Genomic DNA, 18,405 nt, shown 5'->3' with positions numbered 1-18,405 from the left:
CAGATGAAAAACACAGCTATTTTACTTCTAAGTGGATTATTGATAGGCGCTTGCTCGGAATCTGTTGAATCAGAAAATTCAAAGAAAGCGGTGGAACTTTCTCAGGAAATGGAAATTGAAGGGGAAAAAGACCCTAAAGCGGAAGTTTCAACAGAGAAATTCCTCCTTCATCATGGGGATACTTTGGTAAGTGTAGATCATTTCAATACAAATATCTGGTGGGAATTGAAATATGCGACCGCCGATAACTTCATGCACCGTGTTTTGTATGATACCCTTCAAAAAGTCTATGTTCAAATTGACGTGGCAAGAAGATTGGCCAAATCCCAGGAATATTTGACGGGAAGAAATTCGAATTACCATTTATTGGTTTATGATGGTTTGAGACCATTGAGTGTTCAATGGGAAATGTGGAATGCATTGGACACGATTCCGGCTTTTGAAAGAGGGAAATTTGTTAGTAACCCCCGAAGCGGAAGTGTACATAATTATGGAGCAGCAGTAGATGTGACCATTTGCAATTCGAATAAAAAGCCTTTGGATATGGGGGCGGGGTATGACGATATCCGGAAGATAGCTTATCCTTCCCTGGAATCAGAATTTTTGGCAACGGGAGAAATCACCCGGGAACAGATTGATAACCGGAAATTGCTTCGACGAACCTTGAAAAGTCAAGGGTTCTCGAATATCCCAACAGAGTGGTGGCATTTCAATGCATTTCCAAGACCGGTTGTGAAAGCGAAATATCAACTCGTAACAAGAGAGCTTGAGGAATAATTTATAACTATTAAATTCTATAGAATAAGTAGATTATTAAAATCTCTTATTAGATTTGTCCCATGAAAATGATACTCATGGGGAATTTATTCCTTTATTGTGTTGTTTGTTTTGGTCAGGATAAATACACAACAAACACCTGGTTGCTCTCACAGTTTCGTTTGGACTTTAAAAGACATCTCCATGTGGTGGAATTAGGACACAGAAGGCAAGACTCATTCTTAAATAATCATAGACAAAGTCTTTTTCGATATACATGGAGTTATCAAGCCAATTCAAAAAGAACCGGTTTTGGGGGTGGAATAGCAAGCTTTATTCATGAAAGAAAAGGTCCAAGGGGATTGGAAACCGAAATAAGACCCTTTTTACAAGTTACCCAACTTTTTCCATTGAAAAACAAACAGTTTCAACTAAGATTCAGGAATGAGTTTCGCTTTTTTGATGGATCGACTAAGGATCAGAATCGCATGCGACTCCAAGTGCTTTTTTCACACTCGCTGATTTCTGAATTCAATACAAAATTAGTTTATCTCAGTGAATGGTTCTATATCTGTGGAAATTTGAAGCCATGGGAATGGAGAGGCGGGATTTCAATCCAACAAAAAGTTTCTGAGAATTGGAAAATAGGAGCTGGGTATATTTATCAAAACAATGAGAGTGGGGGAATTAGAAATATTCATATTGTACAGATTTCAGGACTCTACGAACTCCTATTAAAATAGTGGTATATTTGTTTTATGATACCAAAGAGATCCAAATATGCCATTCAGGCTTTGAAGTGCTTGGCGAAAGTCTATCGTGATAAAAAGCACTTGTCCATTGCTACCATAGCAGAAGAAGAAAATATTCCCCGAAAATTCCTGGAGGCGATACTTTTGCAACTGCGGAATGGTGGAATGGTGGGAAGTAAGATGGGAGCAAATGGCGGATATTTCCTGGTGAAACACCCGGATGAAATTGTGTTGAGCAACATTATCCGGGTCACCGGCGGACCGATCGCTTTATTGCCTTGTGTGAGTTTGAATTTCTATGAAGAGTGTACGGAATGCCCGCATGAAGAATTATGCGGACTGCATGATGTGATGTTGGAAGTGCGCGAGGCAAGCATTCATATTTTGTCTAAAACAAGTTTGGCTGATTTAATTTTACGGGAGAAGAAGTTGTTTAGAAAAGCTGAAAGTAAACGTAAATAGGAGCTTTTTTTTATTTTAACTCCTATTTATCCGATAGGAGTAATGGAAAATAATTTCACTTTTACTTGCACCTTTTAAATGTAGCCACTTACTTTGCACTATCAAAAAAAACGAAAGATGATTCAAAGAAACTTCATGCTTCAAATGCAGATGTGCTGTATGTCCCGAATGGGAATGCGGAAGGAATAGTTATAAATTAACAATGAGTTATGACCCTTCTTTCGCTTGTCGATAGAAGGGTTTTTTAGTGTTATCAAGAGAAATAAAAATGAAAAAAGTATATATCAACGAATACGGTCCAAGAGTTTCAGCTGCAGTTTACGGTTTTTGGAGATGGACGGAAGAGGATCTTGCGGATTCAAAAAAGTTTGAAGAAATTGTCCTGTTCACAAGGGAATTAGGAATTGATACCTACGACCTGAGTTCAAGCGGAGGGCAATTGGAAACCCAGTTCGGGAAATTGATTGAGTCAGGAGCAATCAATCAATCCGAATTGATTCTTTCCACCAAAGTAGGGAGAAGAGAATACTCAGGTGCTTACGGAAGTGGAATTTATTACGATTTAAGCTCACAACACATCACCAAAAGTGTCGAACAATCCTTGAGTCGATTGAAACGGGATAAAATTGATATCCTTATCCTGGAAAACTTTGATTTTCTGTCGAATTTCGAGCAGACAGCTTCAGCACTATTGAAATTGCAACGAAGTGGAAAAATTTCGTACATCGGAGTTTCGAATTTCAATGTTTTTCAGCAACGTTTGCTTTCATCCTCACTTTCACAACCGATCATTACCAATCACCTGGAATTGAATCTGCTGCAAACAGAGGCTTTACACGACGGGAGATACGATTTTATCCGGGAGCAGCATAGCCGTGCGCTGGCTTTCTCTCCGCTGGCGGATGGTCGGATTTTATTGGGTGAAGATGCCCAGGCAGTCAAATTGCGTTTGGCTTTAATCGAAATTGGAAAGAAGTATGAAGCCAATGTGGAGCAGATAGCTGTTGCCTGGTTGAATAAACTGGGTGCTTTGCCAATCATCGGAAGCAAGGAAAAACGAAGAATTCAAAATGCGGCAACGGCTCATACCTTCGAATTGACTCAGGAGGATTGGTACTTTCTTTATAATGCCACCAAATAATCATGGAAAGCTTTAGAATAGAGTATGAGCTTCAGGTGGAAGCAAAAAAACTGCTGGTGAAAAAGGATATTCTTGAATTGGGAGATAAAATTGCCGCATTCAAGGATGGAAAAATTCCGGAAGATAAATTTCGTTCGTTGAGATTGGCTCGCGGAGTTTATGGTCAGCGGCAGTTGGGTGTTCAGATGATCCGGATTAAGCTTCCGTATGGAAAAGTAAGTTCCAATCAATTGCGCAGAATCGCCCAGGTCAGCGATGAATACAGCACCGGAAGGTTACACATTACGACCCGACAGGATATTCAGATTCATCATGTTTCCCTGGATAGAACTCCACAATTGTGGGCAGATCTGGAAAAAAACGATGTGACTTTGCGCGAAGCTTGCGGAAATACGGTTCGAAATGTCACGGCAAGTGATAATGCGGGAATCAATCCGGATGAATTATTTGATGTGACTCCGTATGCTGAACAGGTTTTCCAGTACTTTTTGCGGAAACCATTTGGCCAGGAATTGGGTCGAAAAATCAAAATTGCCTTTAGTTCCGATGATCGGGACGATGCGTTTACTTTTATCCATGATTTTGGCTTTATTCCACGAATCGAGCTTCAGGATAATTCAGAAGTAAAAGGTTTTAAAGTATTGATTGGTGGTGGATTAGGAGCTCAACCTTTTCTGGCACATGTGGCGTACGAGTTTCTTCCGGAAGAGGAGATTATTCCGTTTATTGAAGCCTCTATTCGCATTTTTGACCGCTATGGTGAACGAAATAGCCGCAATAAGGCAAGGATGAAATATCTGATCTCTAAAATCGGTTTGGAAAGTTTTTTAGAATTAGTAGGTAAAGAAAAGAAAGCTGTCCAATTCGATTGGAATAGAGATCAGGTTAAACAACTCACTGAATTTGAATACGAAGAATTGGCTCCGGTTGAACAAGATGATTTGTTTACAAACGATCCGGTCTACAACCAATGGATCCGAACGAATGTATTTCCACAAAAACAATCGGGCTATTTGGCTGTTTATGTGAAAGTGCCTTTGGGCGATTTTTACACCGATCAGGCGCGTTCTTTGGCTTATTTGCTGGATAGTTTGAATCTTCCCGAATTGCGTTTTACGATTAATCAGAATATCCAGATAAGAGGAGTGAAATCCGAACAGTTATCAGTCATTTATTCGCAATTGGAGCAATTGAATCTGATTGAATCAGGGTACGGAGGTTTGACAGATATTACGGCTTGTCCCGGAACAGATACGTGTAATCTGGGAATTTCAAACAGTACGAATGTGGCTTTGGAACTGGAATCGTTTATTCGTACCAATTATCCGAAACTCATTGAAGAAACCGGAATCCGGATCAAGATCAGCGGATGTATGAATTCCTGTGGTCAGCACGGTTTGGCTCACATCGGTTTTCACGGTAGTTCCATCAAGACAAAGGAAGGAACGCTTCCAGCTTTGCAAGTATTGTTGGGAGGAGGACAGGCCGGAGCAGGAACCGGAAGGATTGCTGAGAAAGTGATCAAAGTACCCAGCAAGCGTATCCTGAAGGTGGTTCAAGCAATTTTGGATGATTACCTCCGGTTTTATGAGAATGAGGAAGAGTTCAATTCCTATTACGATAAACAGGGAAATACTTATTTCTATAACCTGCTGAAACCATTGACGGATTTGGACGAGGTGAAAACAGAAGAATACCTGGATTGGGGACAAAATGAACGCTTCGCAACAGCAATTGGAGTTGGAGAATGTGCCGGAGTGATTATCGACCTGGTGGGTACCTTGTTTTTTGATGCAGAAGAGAAGCTTCTTTCAGCTCAGGAAGCATGGAAAGAAAACCGGTATGCTGATGCGGTTTATTATGGCTATGCAGCAGCAGTGCACTCGGCAAAAGCAAAATTGATTGAAAAGGGAATCAGATGCAATTCACAACACGGAATTCTGACAGATTTTGATACTCATCTGGGAGCTGATTTCGGTTATTCCGACTCAAACCTGTTTAGCGATTTCGTATTGAGAATTAACAAGGAAAAAGCTTCGGAAGCCTTTGCGAAAGACTATTTGAATGAAATAGAAGAATTGATAACCAAATTGAAAGTGAAAAATGAGTACTAAGGAACACCCACAGATTTCGTTAGTCGGAGCGGGACCTGGTGACGTCGAACTGATTTCCGTAAAAGGACTGAATCGCTTGAAAAAAGCAAATGTTGTACTTTATGATGCCTTGGTAAATGAGGAATTACTGACTTATGCTCCAACGGCAAGAAAGATTTTCGTTGGTAAGAGAAAAGGATTCAAAGCTTATGAACAGGAACAGATCAATCAGTTGATGGTGGATTCTGCGAATGAATTCGGGCATGTGGTTCGTCTGAAAGGCGGTGATTCCTTTGTGTTCGGAAGAGGTATGGAGGAAATTCTGTTTGCAAGACAACATCGCATTCCAACAGAAGTGATTCCCGGTATTTCCAGTTCAATTTCGGTACCTGCTTTGGCTGAAATTCCGGTAACACACAGGGGAATCAGCAATTCCTTTCTGGTTCTTTCGGCGACTTTAGCGGATGGGGCATTGAATCCGGAATTAAAGAAAGCAACGGAATTGAATGCCACGGTCATCATTCTGATGGGAATCACCCAACTTCCGAAAATTGTGGAGTTGTATCAAACGGCAAATAAAGGACAAACACCGGTTTCCTTAGTTTACAACGGATCGTTGGAGACACAGCAGGAAGTTTTTGGAACAATTGACACCATTATCGAACAAAATGAACAAGTTTCCGTTTCAGGTCCGGGAGTGATTGTTATCGGTGAGGTGGTTTCGCTGGCTGGTAATTACCATGAGAAAGTTTTTTCGGAATCTAGTAGTTGTTGTATTTCATGAGGGAAGTAGCAGAGCAAAATGAATTATTTCCGGTTTTCCTGAAGACCAATGAGTTACAGGTTTTACTGGTTGGTGGAGGTGAAGTGGCATTGGAAAAACTAAAGGCCTTGTTGACCAACTCACCACATACTACAGTATCTGTTGTAGCGCTGGAGTTTAGCGAATCGTTTATTGATTTTGCTGAAAGACACGAACAGGTTTATTTGGAAAATCGTGCTTTTGAGGAGCAAGATGTGAAAGGGAAGCAATTGGTGATCACTGCCCTGAATGATGTGGAATTGTCCGCTTCTTTGAAGACAATCAGTAATGATGCAGGAATCTTGTACAATGCAGCAGATAAACCGGAACTGTGTGATTTTTATTTGGGATCGGTCGTCAAAAAAGGAAATGTGAAAATTGGAATTTCCACCAATGGAAAATCTCCGACTTTAGCAAAAAGGCTCAAGGAATTGTTCGATGAGAATTTGCCTGCTGAACTGGATGATTCTGCTGTGCATCTGAACCGGTTTCGGGAGTATCTCAAAGGAGATTTCACTGATAAGATAAAGAAACTCAACAAGGCAACCGCGAGTTTGCTTGTGAATCCGAAAAGACCGTGGTATTTCTTTTCTCCATGGAAATTGGCCGCTTATTTCTTTGGGGTAATCGGGATTCTTTTAACGGGACATTTGCTCTTTACCTTGATTCCTTTGGATAGTATTTGGAATTCGGCCTCAGGGATGATAGATTCTTTGACTATTGATTTTGCTTACTTCATTTTGGCGGGATTTGTAGCTCAGATGATTGACGGTGCATTGGGAATGGCTTACGGCGTAAGTGCAACAACCTTTTTACTGTCTTTTGGAATTTCACCTGCAATTTCAAGTATGTCTGTCCATGCTTCTGAAATTTTCACCAGCGGAGTTTCAGGAATCATGCATTTGCGCTTCGGGAATGTGAATAACCGGTTGTTCAGATCGATTCTGATTCCAGGGGTTTTGGGAGCGATTGTAGGAGCTTATGTATTGTCGGAATTTGAGTCGTATAATGACATCATTAAACCGATTGTAAGCGGGTATACTTTGTTTTTAGGCGGATTGATCATATACAAGGTGCTTCGTAAGAAACAAACACGTAAAAAAGTAACGAAAGTTGGATGGCTTGGACTTTTGGGCGGTTTTTTGGATTCAATCGGAGGTGGAGGATGGGGACCGGTCGTTTCTTCCACTTTGATTGCGCGTGGAAAACACCCAAGAATGATTGTCGGATCAGTTAATTTAGCGGAGTTTTTCGTTTCTTTGGCGAGTTCTTTTACCTTCTTTACTTTGCTTGGTAACAATAATGTATGGCAACCGATCTTAGGATTGGTTTTGGGAGGAGTTTGTGCGGCACCAATTGCTGCTTATTTGGCGTCCAGGTTGAATATCAAGGCAATGATGTTGTTTGTTGGGATTGTAGTCGTAATAGTGAGTTTACGCAATTTTTTAACGGTGTTATTTTAAGAAAGAATGATTGAGAAAATAAAGGAAATAACCTATACGGATCTGGAAGATTACTTAACTCAAATCGCTTCTCTGGAAGGATTCCGGGTGGCTTTTTCCTCCAGTTTGAGTTGGGAAGACCAGGTCCTTACTCATGCAATCTATTCACAGGACTTGCCGATTCGCGTATTTACATTGGATACAGGACGTTTGTTTCCGGAAACATATAGTGTGATCGAATCCACCCGTCAGCGTTATCAAAAGGAATTGGAGGTCTATTTTCCTCAGTCTCGGGCAGTGGAAAACTTACTGACGGAGAAAGGCCCGCTTAGCTTTTATGAATCATTGGAAAACCGCAAGGAATGTTGTTTCATTCGAAAGGTGGAACCATTGAATCGCGCTTTGAAGGATGTAGATATTTGGATCACAGGATTGCGTGCCGACCATTCTGAAAACAGAGCTGGTTTGGAACTGGTTGAGTGGGATGAACAACGCCGGATAGTGAAGATCAATCCATTGGCGAATTGGAGTTTGGAGGAAGTGAAAGCGTATATTAAACAATACAATATCCCGTATAATGTTTTGCAGGATAAAGGATTTGTAAGTTTGGGATGTCAACCCTGCACACGAGCTATTCGGGAAGGAGAATCCTTTCGTGCCGGAAGATGGTGGTGGGAAGATAATTCCAAAAAAGAATGTGGTTTGCATAGTTAAACTATTTTCTCCCCTTATGCTTGCGCTAAAGCTTCAGCCTAGGCGCAGAGGGGAGACTAAGAGGGGTGGCAAATCTCCAAGTGCCATCCCCCTCGATCCCCCTTCAAAGGGGGAGGAATAATAAATAATTAAAAAAAAAATGAAAGATTATTTAGATGAATTAGAGGCGGAAGCTATTTATATCCTGAGAGAAGTTGCAGGTCAGTTTGACCGTCCGGCTTTATTGTTCTCAGGAGGAAAAGATAGTATTTGCTTGGTACATTTGGCGCTGAAAGCATTCAGACCCGGGAAATTCCCTTTTCCATTGGTTCATGTGGATACAGGACATAATTTTCGGGAAGCACTTGATTTTCGGGATGCTTTGGCAAAAGAATTAGGGGAGCAACTGATTGTCCGCAATGTGGAAGATACGATTGCTAAAAACAAATTGCAGGATGCCAAAGGAAAGTTTCCAAGTAGAAATGCTTTGCAGACATATACCTTGCTGGATGTCATTGAGGAATTCGAATTCGATGCCTGCATAGGCGGAGCGAGAAGAGATGAAGAAAAGGCAAGAGCAAAAGAGCGTGTGTTTTCCGTTAGGGATGAATTCGGACAATGGGATCCGAAGTTGCAACGCCCTGAATTGTGGAGTATTTACAACGGTAGAATCGATAAGGGCGAAAATGTGCGGGTTTTTCCAATCAGTAATTGGACGGAATTGGATGTGTGGAATTACATCAAACGCGAAAACATTCAATTGCCGGAAATTTATTTTACGCATGAACGTGAGTGCGTTGTGACAGAACATGGTCAGTTGATGGCGAACAATGAGTTTTTGAACTTGGATGAGACAGATCAGGTTGTAACTAAGAAAGTGCGGTACCGAACGGTCGGAGATATGACATGCACAGCTGCAGTCGAAAGTGAAGCTTACACCGTTGATGATATCATTGCAGAAATTTCAGATGCGAAGATTTCAGAAAGAGGAGCAACCCGAATGGATGACCGAATCTCGGAGGCTGCAATGGAGGATAGAAAAAAAGGAGGGTATTTTTAATTATTAATTAGCAATGTTGAAAGAGGATTAGGTTTCCCCCTTCGGAGGGGGACTAAGGGGGAGGATGCAATTAATAATTTATAATTAGACAAAATGGATTTATTACGATTTTTTACGGCAGGAAATGTAGACGACGGAAAGAGCACCTTGATCGGGCGTTTGCTTTACGACAGTGAATCGATTTCTACCGATATCATAGAGACACTTACCCGTCAGAGTAAGACAACGGGCGAGAATACGACAATCGATTTGGCACTGCTTACCGATGGATTACGTGCAGAACGCGAACAGGGAATTACCATCGATGTGGCTTATAAGTATTTTTCAACGGATAACCGAAAATTTATCATTGCAGATACTCCCGGACATGCTCAGTACACCCGGAATATGTTCACCGGAGCTTCAACTGCCCAGCTGGCAATTATCCTGGTGGATGCACGAAATGGAATTACGGATCAAACCAAACGACACAGTATCATTTCTGCAACGCTTGGAATTCCGCAGGTATTGTTGTGTATCAACAAAATGGATTTGGTGTCTTATAGTGAAGAACGTTTCAATGAGATCGTTTCAGAATACCGGACGTTTTCAGAACTGATCGGCTTGAATAAGGTCGATTTCATTCCAACTTCTGCATTGGCAGGCGACAACGTGGTTCATCGTTCTGAAAAACTGGACTGGTATAAGGGATTGCCTTTATTGGAGTATTTGGAAACAATAGCAATAGGTGAAGGAAATCTGAATGAGGAAGCACGCTTCCAGGTCCAATACGTCATTCGTCCGCAAACAGAAGCATTGCATGATTACAGAGGTTATGCAGGAAGTGTTTTGAGCGGAAATTTTCAGGTGGGAGATGAGGTGACGATCTTACCTTCCGGAGCACAAACCCGGATCAGTAAAATAGAATCCAATTTGAAGGAAGTGGGGACTGCCGGGAAAAATCAACCGGTGGTGCTGCATTTGGAAGATGATCTGGATATCAGTCGCGGAAATACCATCGTTCCTAAAAATGCGCTTCCTCTAACGGAGAAAATCTTACAGGCAACGATTTGTTGGATGGATAGTTCGGCATTCCATTCAGGGCAGAAGTTTTTGTTGCAACAAAATAGTTTTAGGACAAAAGCAATGATCAAAGAGATTCATTCGAAGATAGATATCCACAGTTTCCAGGATTTGGAAAGTGATGGGAGTCTTCACCTGAATGAATTAGCAAAGGTTTCGATTAAAACCGCAGACGGAGTAAGTTTCGACGCGTTCAAACAATTGCCGAAAACCGGAGCTTTTATTCTGATCAATGAAAATACAAATCAAACAGTGGCTGCAGGAGTCATTTGACTTCGACTCTGCTCAATCACCTTTCTCACAGGTGTAAAATAAAAAAATCTAAGGTGGCTGAGCGTAGTCGAAGTCACCCCTTGAAACAATTTAGAACTAAAAAATCATGATTGAAACAGATATCATTATCATCGGAGCAGGTCCGGTTGGACTTTTTACCGTATTTGAAGCGGGATTATTGAAGTTGCGTTGTCATTTGATTGATTCCTTACCACAGCCTGGCGGACAATGTTCTGAAATCTATCCCAAAAAACCGATCTATGATATTCCGGGGTTTCCTTCTGTTTTGGCTGGGGATCTGGTGAATAACCTGATGGAGCAGGCAGCTCCTTTTAAACCTGGTTTTACCTTAGGAGAAGCAGCTACTACGATTGAAAAACAGGCAGACGAATCATTTATTGTTTCTACTGTAAAAGGAACAAAACACAAAGCACCGATTGTCATGATCGCTGGTGGATTAGGTGTTTTCGAACCGAGAAAACCACCGATTCAAAGTCTTGAGTCTTTTGAAGAAAAAGGAGTTGATTACATGATCAAGGATCCGGAAGTTTTCAGAGGAAAGAAATGTGTGATCGCCGGTGGTGGGGATTCCGCTTTGGATTGGTCGATCTATTTGGCTGAAAATAACATTGCTTCGGAAGTGACTTTGGTTCATCGGAGTGCTTCTTTCCGTGGACATTTGGATTCGGTTCAGAAAGTGATTGATATGGCTGAGTCAGGGAAGATTTCCTTGATCACGGAAGCCGAAGTGACCGATTTGAAAGGGGGAACAACCTTGGAAGAGGTCGTGATCAGTCATTCAAAAAACGGAGAGATCATTACAAAAGCAGATCATTTCATCCCTTTATTTGGCTTGAAACCATCTTTGGGACCGATTGCTGATTGGGGATTGGAGATCGAGAAAAACGCCATCAAAGTGAATACGCTGGATTATTCCACCAACATTCCCGGAATTTATGCCATTGGCGATGTCAATACCTATGAAAACAAATTGAAGTTGATCCTGTGTGGTTTTCATGAGGGAACTTTGGCTGTTCAGTCCGCCTTCGCCCGCATCCATCCGGATAAAAAGAATATTCTGAAATATACCACCGTGAACGGAGTAAATGGTTTCTAGAAGTTTGAAAAACGACTTAAAACAAAAATCCCCCGGACAGTTAAGTACGGGGGATTTTTTAGTTATTTGAATATGCTTAGTGACTATGACCGTCGCCTTCCTTATGATCATGATCGTGCTCTTCAGTTGCAGAACAAAGACCTACGATTTGATGAAAAACATCATGTAAACCGGAAAGAGACTTGGTGATTTTTTTATCACTTGCCCCACCTTTGATCGCTGTTTGCAATTTTTCACTGTCAGTAACCAATTGAGCAACCGCTTTCTTTACTTTTTCGTTATCAAAATCAGTTGGAAATTTAGATGCTTGAAGCGTTTTTGCTTTTTCCACCATTTCACCGATTCTTGTTTTAATAGGTTCCAAATTCCCTTCCTCACTTGGGTGGAATGTTTGAGACATTACTTTGTGAAACTCTTTCAATTCTGCCCAGTCTTGCATTTTGCTTTGTGCAGTTGCCTGATTTGCCAATGCAGTAATTCCAAAACCTACTAATAGTAATAAAGCTATTTTTTTCATGAATCTTTTATTTAGATCCTGATATTTATCGTCAGGATTGTTTTTTAGTACCGTAAAATTAGGGATCATTTTTACATGTAAAATATAAATAACAATAAATTAAAGGTTTAAGGATAGAATAAACGCTAAATAAAGTCAATCTAAATAAATGTAACGCAAAAAAGAATCCCACTCATTACTAACGGGTGGGATTCAGAGTTGTTTGCTAATCGATGATTATCTCTTGATCAACTTATTGAATTTCTCTCCTGTAGATTTGGAAACCACCTGAAGGATATAGGTTCCTTGTGCCTGGGTTTTCATGTCTAGAGTTGTTGAGTTCTTAAATTCATTTGAAGTGATCACACTTCCTTTCGAATCCATCAATAGAAGGCTGTAATCTCCGGCTGTTCCCATTTCAATAGTAACAGGTCCATTGGACGGATTTGGAAATACTGAAATACGAGCCTTGTTTGGATTGTCTTCAATTCCGGCAGTGAAATTAATGTCTTTCACAATGCCATTCGATTTGTTACAAATCCAGTTGTTCGGATCGATTTTGGTAATGTTGATATAGTCAGCAGCATTCGAAATGATGAACTGATTCTGAGTTCCTGTAATTTGGAAACGAATTGTTGTATCAGCGGAAGTACTTCTGTCAAACAACAACTCCAGATCATTTGTGAATAAGGGAGTGACGGTTGGTTTGGAAGTAGTCTGATTGATTTCCAATAACAGATCATTTCCAACGGTATTCCAACGAACAGAATAAGTCGGATATCCTTCACCAAAATACCATTCCTCCGTAAAGTTGGAAAAATCTTTACCACTTTCATTTTCCACAACAGCGATCAATTCTACGCCGGAAGCTACAGAGTCGGCATACTGAATTTGGTATTGTTTCAAAGCGTCGTAAAACACCTGATCATCGCCAATAAGGAAACGCAAAGTATGCACGATTGCGGCACCTTTGTCGTAAACCAATCTGCTGGAAAAAATACTTCCGTCATTTAATGAATCCAATACCCAAACGGATCCACCTTGCTGTTGCATAATGTTGTCATGTCTGTCCAGCATATCCTGGAGCTGATCTCCGGGATACAAATTCTCCAGCATGATGTATTCGGCATAAGAGGCAAATCCTTCATTTACCCAAATATCTGCCCAGGAAGAACAGGTGGCATGGTCACCAAACCATTGATGAGCCAATTCGTGACAGGTGAGCGTTGGATTGAAGAATCCCTGGGTGGTCATGGTCTGATGTTCCATTCCTCCTGAAATTGGAGCCATGCAATGACCGTATTTTTCATCTGCAAATGGATAAGGACCGAATAAATCTGCATATAACTCTAAAAAGTCTACCGTTTCATCGATGTCATTTTGGAAGTTTGGCAACGTTGCCGGATTGTCATAAATGAAGTTTTGAATGAGGACAGGACCAGAGCCAGCCGGATTTGCAGTTACATTGTATTCGACGTACTTGGCAACTGCTACGGAAATCAGATAATAATCAATCGGATGTTTGTGTTTCCACTCAAAACGATGCGTCCCATTCCCAAGATCAACCACTTGCTGAAGAACACCATTGGAACCCGCTTTACAATTGGTAGGAACCGTAATCCATACAGCACAACTGTCGGCCTTGTCTTTCAGGGATTGTTTTGCAGGAAACCATTCATAGGCGGCAAACGATTCGGATAAAGACCAGGTCACCTGATTTCCCCAGGAAGGAGAACTCGCATTGGTCATTCCACCTCCACCTAACGGATTGGTAGCTGCGGTTGGAGGAGTTCCGCTGTAATTGACATGAATCACAAAGTTTTCACCTTGTAACTTGTTTACGGGAATTTTTAGTGCGCTATTCTGACGTGCATAAGTGACAGGAGTTCCATCCACCTCAATGGAAGAAATTACAAACGTATTGAAGAACTCAACCAAGGCAGTATCCAGATTTACGCGTGCTTTTGCATGAATTTCTGCCGAACCGGACAAGGTTGTCGTGGTATTGGTCATGTTCAGATTCAAAAAGTAATAATGCACATCATAGCGTTCAGTCTGAGCAATTTGCGCCACTGTAAAAGTGTTACTTTTTGCCATGGAATTTTTGAATCGCTTTACGGAAGAACAAGAACCATGGGAATCTTGTGCAAAATTAAAAAGTGGGAGGAAAAGTAGAGAGAGGAGAATATTGTTTTTCATAGTTTTATTTTATTGATTTCCGAATTTAATGAATAGTTGGCACTAATGAATTGAAATTGTGAAAACAAGTAGCCAAATGCCTGATTCATTTAGTATAAGGCACCGTTCACCCATTTATGACCCGATTGGAGGAAAAGCTGCAAAATATTCCCTAATTTCGCGGTAAATACCTGTTTTTCAAATTGATGAATAAACGTTTCTTTATGAAGTGTGTTTGTAAGAAGTCTTTCTTGATTTTGCCGGTTTTACTGCTTTTTACATCCTGGACTTTTGCCGATTCAGTTGATTATTCGAAAATGTCGGCAGAGAAGCTCCTTAAGATATCAAGAGATTTAGAAACTTCTGATATCAGGGAAAGTATTCGGATTTTAAAGATTGCGAACCTTCTTCCGGAAACTGCAAAAGACGAAAAGTTAAGACACCGGATTTTAATGGATCTGAGTGCTGCTCATATGCAAAGGGGCGATTATAAATTCGCTGTGAACACAGCTTATCAGGCATTAGAGTTGGCTGAAAAGTCAACTAATTACTCCCACATTGGTGAAGCACAGTTTCTCATCGGTTGGATTTTTAAAGAGCTGAATGTACTGTTAAAGGCCCGCAGTCACTTCGAAGCAGCTATGGATGCTTTCAAAAAGGGAAAAGATTTGTCAAGTTTTTTGGAAAGTAAAACCTATGTCGGACATTGCTTAACCGATTATGGGTTTGAAAAAAAGAATAGTTGGTATTTGGATGAGGCAAAGAAAGTTTACAAATCGATCTTATTGGAGGCAAAAACAAAAAAACTCAACCACCTCATTCTGAAATGCAATAACAATCTATCGAACTTGTATCTGATCTATTATCAGGTCCGGAAAAATGCTTCGGATTTGGAGACAAGTAGAAAATATGCTCTAAATTGTATCAAGGGTTCTTTGAGTTTGAATGACAGCATGGGTTACGCAGTTGGGTTTTCCAATTATGGTGAAGCTTATGGATTGGAAGGTCAGATAGACAGTTTAAAAAAATACATGGATTTTGCACGTGCAATCTATGTGAAAGAAAGAGCTCCGGACTATATTTACGCGAATTGCCGGCTTTTGATTCGGTATTATTTGGATAATGGAAAACTAAATGAAGCTGAAAAACTTCTGAAGGAGTATGAAAGGTATATCAAGCGGTTTCAATTTTTATCTGAATACAAGTTCTTTTTTGAGTTTTATTCCGAGTTGGAAAGTTTGAAAGGGAATTATAAGGCTGCCTACGAATATAGATTGAGATACAATCAGGAGTTTGAAGAATTCAGTACGGATGAAAATGCGAAGGAGCTTGTCCGGCTTCAGTTTCTATATGACCTGAATAAAAAGAATGAGGAAATTGCAATCCTGAACAGAAACAAGCGGCTTCAGAATGACAACAATGAAAATCAGGTGGTTATCCGGAATTTGTTGATTGGGAGTATTGCCCTATTAGCAGCATTATTGATATTCATTTACTTCAGATACAAAGACCGCGTTTCTTCCAATAGATTGATCTTATCTAAAAACAGGGAGTTGGAACGTCTTTCGATTGTGGCGAGCAATACCAATAATGGAATCACAATCACGAATCCGAATGGAACAATTTCATGGGTGAATGAAGGATTTGTGCGCCTATATGGATGGAGTACCACAGCGGATTTTTTTACACAAAAAGGGGATAGCATCTATGAAATAGTCGGTTTGACCAGAGCCGAGATTTCTGCATTTATCGACCAGGCAGTTGAAACCAAGGAATCGGTCGTTTTTCAGGCATTTAAAGAATTGAAAAATCAAGAGCAAAAATACATTCAAACCTCTTTGACTCCGGTTTTTGATGAGCACGGTGAATTGAAATTCCTCGTTTATGTAGATACGGACATTACCGATTTGTTAGAAGCTCGGGAATTAGCGATCCGTGAAAAGAGAAAAGCGGAAAATGCATTGAAAACGCAGGAATTGTTTTTGGCAAACGTCAGTCACGAGATTCGGACACCTATGAATGGTATTATCGGATTGACAAGGCAATTGAATGATGAGAACCTATCCAGGACACAACAGGAAATTGTACATACCTTAGGAGTTTCGGCAAATGGATTGCTGCATGTTGTCAATGATTTATTGGATGTTTCGAAGATTCGTGCCGGTAAGATGTCGTTTGAGTATGTGCGTTTCTCTTTATCGGATTTACTGACAACTTTTGTAAGTTCCATTTCTTATCGCATAGAGGAGAAGGGACTGAAGTTCAAACAGGATTTTAATGAGAACTTACCGGATTATGTTGTTGGAGATCCGGTTCGCTTAAATCAGATTTTATTGAATATTGTCGGAAATTCGATCAAGTTCACGATTGAAGGGAGCATTACGCTGAAAGTCAAGTCGATTAATAACCGAAATGGATTGGAGCGGATTCACTTTGAAATAAAGGATACCGGAATCGGAATTCCAATCCAAAAGCAGGATTTTGTGTTTGAAAATTTCACCCAGTTGGAGGATCACCGCACACGAACTGCTTCCGGAACAGGATTAGGCTTAGGAATTGCCAAATCGTTGGTGGAAGCAATGGGAGGAGAGATTCATTTGTTAAGCAAGGAAGGACAAGGAACTTCTCTTTCATTTGAATTGGATTTTGAACTTCACAATAAACATGTCGAGACCAAGAATGTAAGCCGGGAAGACATTGTACTGGTGAAGAATCTGGATGGTTTGCGTGTCCTTTTGGTGGAGGATAATTCGATTAATCAAAGAGTGATCCAATACGACCTGAATAAGTGGAATGTGGATGTTGTTTGTGTCAGCAATGCGATCGATGCCATCGCTATCTTGAAGGATAAGACATTCGATGTGATTCTGATGGATTATTACATGCCGCGAATGGACGGGATGGAAGCCACGAGATTCATTCGTTCCAAGTTTGCAGAACCGGTCAGTTCAGTTCCCATCATTGCCATTACAGCCTCTGCCATGGTAGGAGACCAGAATAAGTTTATCGAAGCAGGAATGAACGACTATATTTCCAAACCATTCAATCCTGAAAAACTCTATCAACTATTGGTGAAGTGGGGATATCAAAACAATACACTGCTTACAGAACCGAAAAATCAAGAGGAAGAAGTGGTGCAAGTTGAGCTCTTGGATCTTTCAATCCTGGAAGAACGTGCAGAAGGGGATGTGGAATATTTGTTGGAAATGTATGGGGCTTACCTTGAAATGATGCCACAATATTCAATCGACCTGATTCATTTTTTTGAAGATGAGAACTGGGGTGAACTGCGGAAACAGGCACATCAGATCTTGAGTCCTGCCCGATTGTTTGGAATGAATGAAACTTCCAAGTTGTTGTTGCAATTGGAAAAAGAGACCCAGCTCAGTAAAAAGGAAATCAAGGAATTGGTTTCAGAAATCGTGAATCAGATTCAGACTTGCGGGAAAATTATCCGGGATCAGATGAAACGACTGGAGTCGAACTGAGTAATAATTGAAAAGGCATTTCGACTACGCTCAATGACCTTTTCACTTGTTTTTTTAGGTGACTGAGCGTAGTCGAAGGCACTAAATAATTAATTTCAGGTCAATCCGCCTTCATCCAGAATCTTGATAAAATGAAATCCTCGTGGAGCATAGCCCTGATTGTAATAGAACCGATGAGCTTTGAAGTTGTTTGAATAGGCGTCCAATACCATGATGCTGCAATGGAGTTGTTGCGCCTTTTCTTCCAGGTAGTGTTGAATCAGTTTACCGGCTCCTGTTCCCCGTGCTTCCTCGCAAACAATCACATTGTCCAATTCCAGATAGGGACCACACCATAATTTTGTTCCCAACCAATATCCGCTGATTGCAACGCATTTATCTTCAATAAATACTCCAACCTGTGCGTAATTATTCGGAAGCATCTGTTCCAGCATGTTTCGATAGCTTTCTGCCTGAAGTTTTGGGTACAGTTCCTGCAGAACAGCAAGATGAGGTAGCATTTCCTCTATGGTTTTTAATTCACGAACTTCCATGATTCAATTTAAGGCAAAGTTTTATTTTTTTTTTCAGATCACCGCAAAGAGTAAAAG

The 18,405-nt window shown here is 40.7% G+C and carries 15 protein-coding genes; 12 read left to right on the top strand and 3 right to left on the bottom strand.

What is annotated here, in order from left to right:
- The first annotated feature begins 3 nt into the window (after window positions 1-3).
- The 11 genes from AAG807_RS12735 to AAG807_RS12685 all read left to right on the top strand — a co-directional run bounded on the left by AAG807_RS12735 (window position 4) and on the right by AAG807_RS12685 (window position 11,653).
- On the top strand, window positions 4-777 hold the full coding sequence (locus tag AAG807_RS12735; RefSeq protein ID WP_341904475.1) for a M15 family metallopeptidase: 774 nt from the start codon (window positions 4-6) through the stop codon (window positions 775-777).
- Between the two features lie 62 nt (window positions 778-839).
- Window positions 840-1,499, top strand: a complete 660-nt coding sequence (locus tag AAG807_RS12730; RefSeq protein ID WP_341904473.1) for a DUF2490 domain-containing protein — start codon at window positions 840-842, stop codon at window positions 1,497-1,499.
- 15 nt (window positions 1,500-1,514) lie between these two features.
- Window positions 1,515-1,970 carry an Rrf2 family transcriptional regulator gene (locus AAG807_RS12725; protein ID WP_341904470.1) on the top strand — a complete coding sequence of 152 codons (456 nt, stop codon included), beginning with the start codon at window positions 1,515-1,517 and terminating at the stop codon, window positions 1,968-1,970.
- Window positions 1,971-2,238: 268 nt separating this feature from the next.
- Complete coding sequence (locus AAG807_RS12720) at window positions 2,239-3,111, top strand: aldo/keto reductase (protein ID WP_341904467.1); 873 nt, start codon at window positions 2,239-2,241, stop codon at window positions 3,109-3,111.
- A 2-nt stretch (window positions 3,112-3,113) separates the two neighbouring features.
- Window positions 3,114-5,225 carry a HEPN domain-containing protein gene (locus AAG807_RS12715; protein WP_341904462.1) on the top strand — a complete coding sequence of 704 codons (2,112 nt, stop codon included), beginning with the start codon at window positions 3,114-3,116 and terminating at the stop codon, window positions 5,223-5,225.
- Window positions 5,215-5,988 carry a uroporphyrinogen-III C-methyltransferase gene (gene cobA / locus AAG807_RS12710; RefSeq protein ID WP_341904459.1) on the top strand — a complete coding sequence of 258 codons (774 nt, stop codon included), beginning with the start codon at window positions 5,215-5,217 and terminating at the stop codon, window positions 5,986-5,988. Before AAG807_RS12715 ends, cobA begins: the two co-directional genes overlap by 11 nt.
- Entirely contained in the window at window positions 5,985-7,469 is a 1,485-nt protein-coding gene (locus AAG807_RS12705) for a TSUP family transporter (RefSeq protein ID WP_341904457.1), read from the top strand. Before cobA ends, AAG807_RS12705 begins: the two co-directional genes overlap by 4 nt.
- 6 nt (window positions 7,470-7,475) lie before the next feature.
- Window positions 7,476-8,162 carry a phosphoadenylyl-sulfate reductase gene (locus AAG807_RS12700; protein ID WP_341904456.1) on the top strand — a complete coding sequence of 229 codons (687 nt, stop codon included), beginning with the start codon at window positions 7,476-7,478 and terminating at the stop codon, window positions 8,160-8,162.
- A gap of 139 nt (window positions 8,163-8,301) precedes the next feature.
- Window positions 8,302-9,201 carry a sulfate adenylyltransferase subunit CysD gene (gene cysD / locus AAG807_RS12695; protein WP_341904453.1) on the top strand — a complete coding sequence of 300 codons (900 nt, stop codon included), beginning with the start codon at window positions 8,302-8,304 and terminating at the stop codon, window positions 9,199-9,201.
- A gap of 93 nt (window positions 9,202-9,294) precedes the next feature.
- Window positions 9,295-10,536: a GTP-binding protein gene (locus AAG807_RS12690; RefSeq protein ID WP_341904450.1), complete on the top strand. Its 1,242-nt coding sequence runs from the start codon at window positions 9,295-9,297 to the stop codon at window positions 10,534-10,536.
- 106 nt (window positions 10,537-10,642) lie between these two features.
- On the top strand, window positions 10,643-11,653 hold the full coding sequence (locus tag AAG807_RS12685; protein WP_341904448.1) for an NAD(P)/FAD-dependent oxidoreductase: 1,011 nt from the start codon (window positions 10,643-10,645) through the stop codon (window positions 11,651-11,653).
- Between the two features lie 76 nt (window positions 11,654-11,729).
- Here the strand turns inward: AAG807_RS12685 and AAG807_RS12680 are convergent, their stop codons facing one another.
- Window positions 11,730-12,170, bottom strand: coding sequence for a hypothetical protein (locus tag AAG807_RS12680; RefSeq protein WP_341904445.1), 441 nt, complete (start codon window positions 12,168-12,170; stop codon window positions 11,730-11,732).
- Between the two features lie 216 nt (window positions 12,171-12,386).
- Window positions 12,387-14,348: a M1 family aminopeptidase gene (locus AAG807_RS12675; RefSeq protein WP_341904442.1), complete on the bottom strand. Its 1,962-nt coding sequence runs from the start codon at window positions 14,346-14,348 to the stop codon at window positions 12,387-12,389.
- Window positions 14,349-14,533: 185 nt separating this feature from the next.
- On the opposite strand from AAG807_RS12675, the gene AAG807_RS12670 reads away from it, so the two are divergent.
- A complete protein-coding gene (locus AAG807_RS12670) occupies window positions 14,534-17,815 on the top strand; it encodes an ATP-binding protein (RefSeq protein WP_341904439.1) in 3,282 nt (1,093 codons plus the stop codon).
- 95 nt (window positions 17,816-17,910) lie between these two features.
- On the opposite strand, the gene AAG807_RS12665 is transcribed toward AAG807_RS12670, so the two are convergent.
- Entirely contained in the window at window positions 17,911-18,348 is a 438-nt protein-coding gene (locus tag AAG807_RS12665; protein ID WP_341904436.1) for a GNAT family N-acetyltransferase, read from the bottom strand.
- Window positions 18,349-18,405 lie beyond the last annotated feature (57 nt).

Source organism: Fluviicola taffensis DSM 16823 (assembly GCF_943372375.1).
In the GTDB taxonomy this organism is placed as follows: domain Bacteria; phylum Bacteroidota; class Bacteroidia; order Flavobacteriales_D; family Crocinitomicaceae; genus Fluviicola; species Fluviicola taffensis_A.
The sequence above is the reverse complement of the archived record's forward strand: the minus strand, read 5'-3'. Positions and strand labels throughout refer to the sequence as shown.

Excerpts from the sequence above, each read along its gene's own strand:
- AAG807_RS12735 (WP_341904475.1), top strand. The coding sequence starts at position 4 with ATGAAAAACACAGCTATTTTACTTCTAAGTGGATTATTGATAGGCGCT.
- AAG807_RS12730 (WP_341904473.1), top strand. The coding sequence starts at position 840 with ATGAAAATGATACTCATGGGGAATTTATTCCTTTATTGTGTTGTTTGT.
- AAG807_RS12725 (WP_341904470.1), top strand. The coding sequence starts at position 1,515 with ATGATACCAAAGAGATCCAAATATGCCATTCAGGCTTTGAAGTGCTTG.
- AAG807_RS12720 (WP_341904467.1), top strand. The coding sequence starts at position 2,239 with ATGAAAAAAGTATATATCAACGAATACGGTCCAAGAGTTTCAGCTGCA.
- AAG807_RS12715 (WP_341904462.1), top strand. The coding sequence starts at position 3,114 with ATGGAAAGCTTTAGAATAGAGTATGAGCTTCAGGTGGAAGCAAAAAAA.
- cobA (WP_341904459.1), top strand. The coding sequence starts at position 5,215 with ATGAGTACTAAGGAACACCCACAGATTTCGTTAGTCGGAGCGGGACCT.
- AAG807_RS12705 (WP_341904457.1), top strand. The coding sequence starts at position 5,985 with ATGAGGGAAGTAGCAGAGCAAAATGAATTATTTCCGGTTTTCCTGAAG.
- AAG807_RS12700 (WP_341904456.1), top strand. The coding sequence starts at position 7,476 with ATGATTGAGAAAATAAAGGAAATAACCTATACGGATCTGGAAGATTAC.
- cysD (WP_341904453.1), top strand. The coding sequence starts at position 8,302 with ATGAAAGATTATTTAGATGAATTAGAGGCGGAAGCTATTTATATCCTG.
- AAG807_RS12690 (WP_341904450.1), top strand. The coding sequence starts at position 9,295 with ATGGATTTATTACGATTTTTTACGGCAGGAAATGTAGACGACGGAAAG.
- AAG807_RS12685 (WP_341904448.1), top strand. The coding sequence starts at position 10,643 with ATGATTGAAACAGATATCATTATCATCGGAGCAGGTCCGGTTGGACTT.
- AAG807_RS12680 (WP_341904445.1), bottom strand. The coding sequence starts at position 12,170 with ATGAAAAAAATAGCTTTATTACTATTAGTAGGTTTTGGAATTACTGCA.
- AAG807_RS12675 (WP_341904442.1), bottom strand. The coding sequence starts at position 14,348 with ATGAAAAACAATATTCTCCTCTCTCTACTTTTCCTCCCACTTTTTAAT.
- AAG807_RS12670 (WP_341904439.1), top strand. The coding sequence starts at position 14,534 with ATGAATAAACGTTTCTTTATGAAGTGTGTTTGTAAGAAGTCTTTCTTG.
- AAG807_RS12665 (WP_341904436.1), bottom strand. The coding sequence starts at position 18,348 with ATGGAAGTTCGTGAATTAAAAACCATAGAGGAAATGCTACCTCATCTT.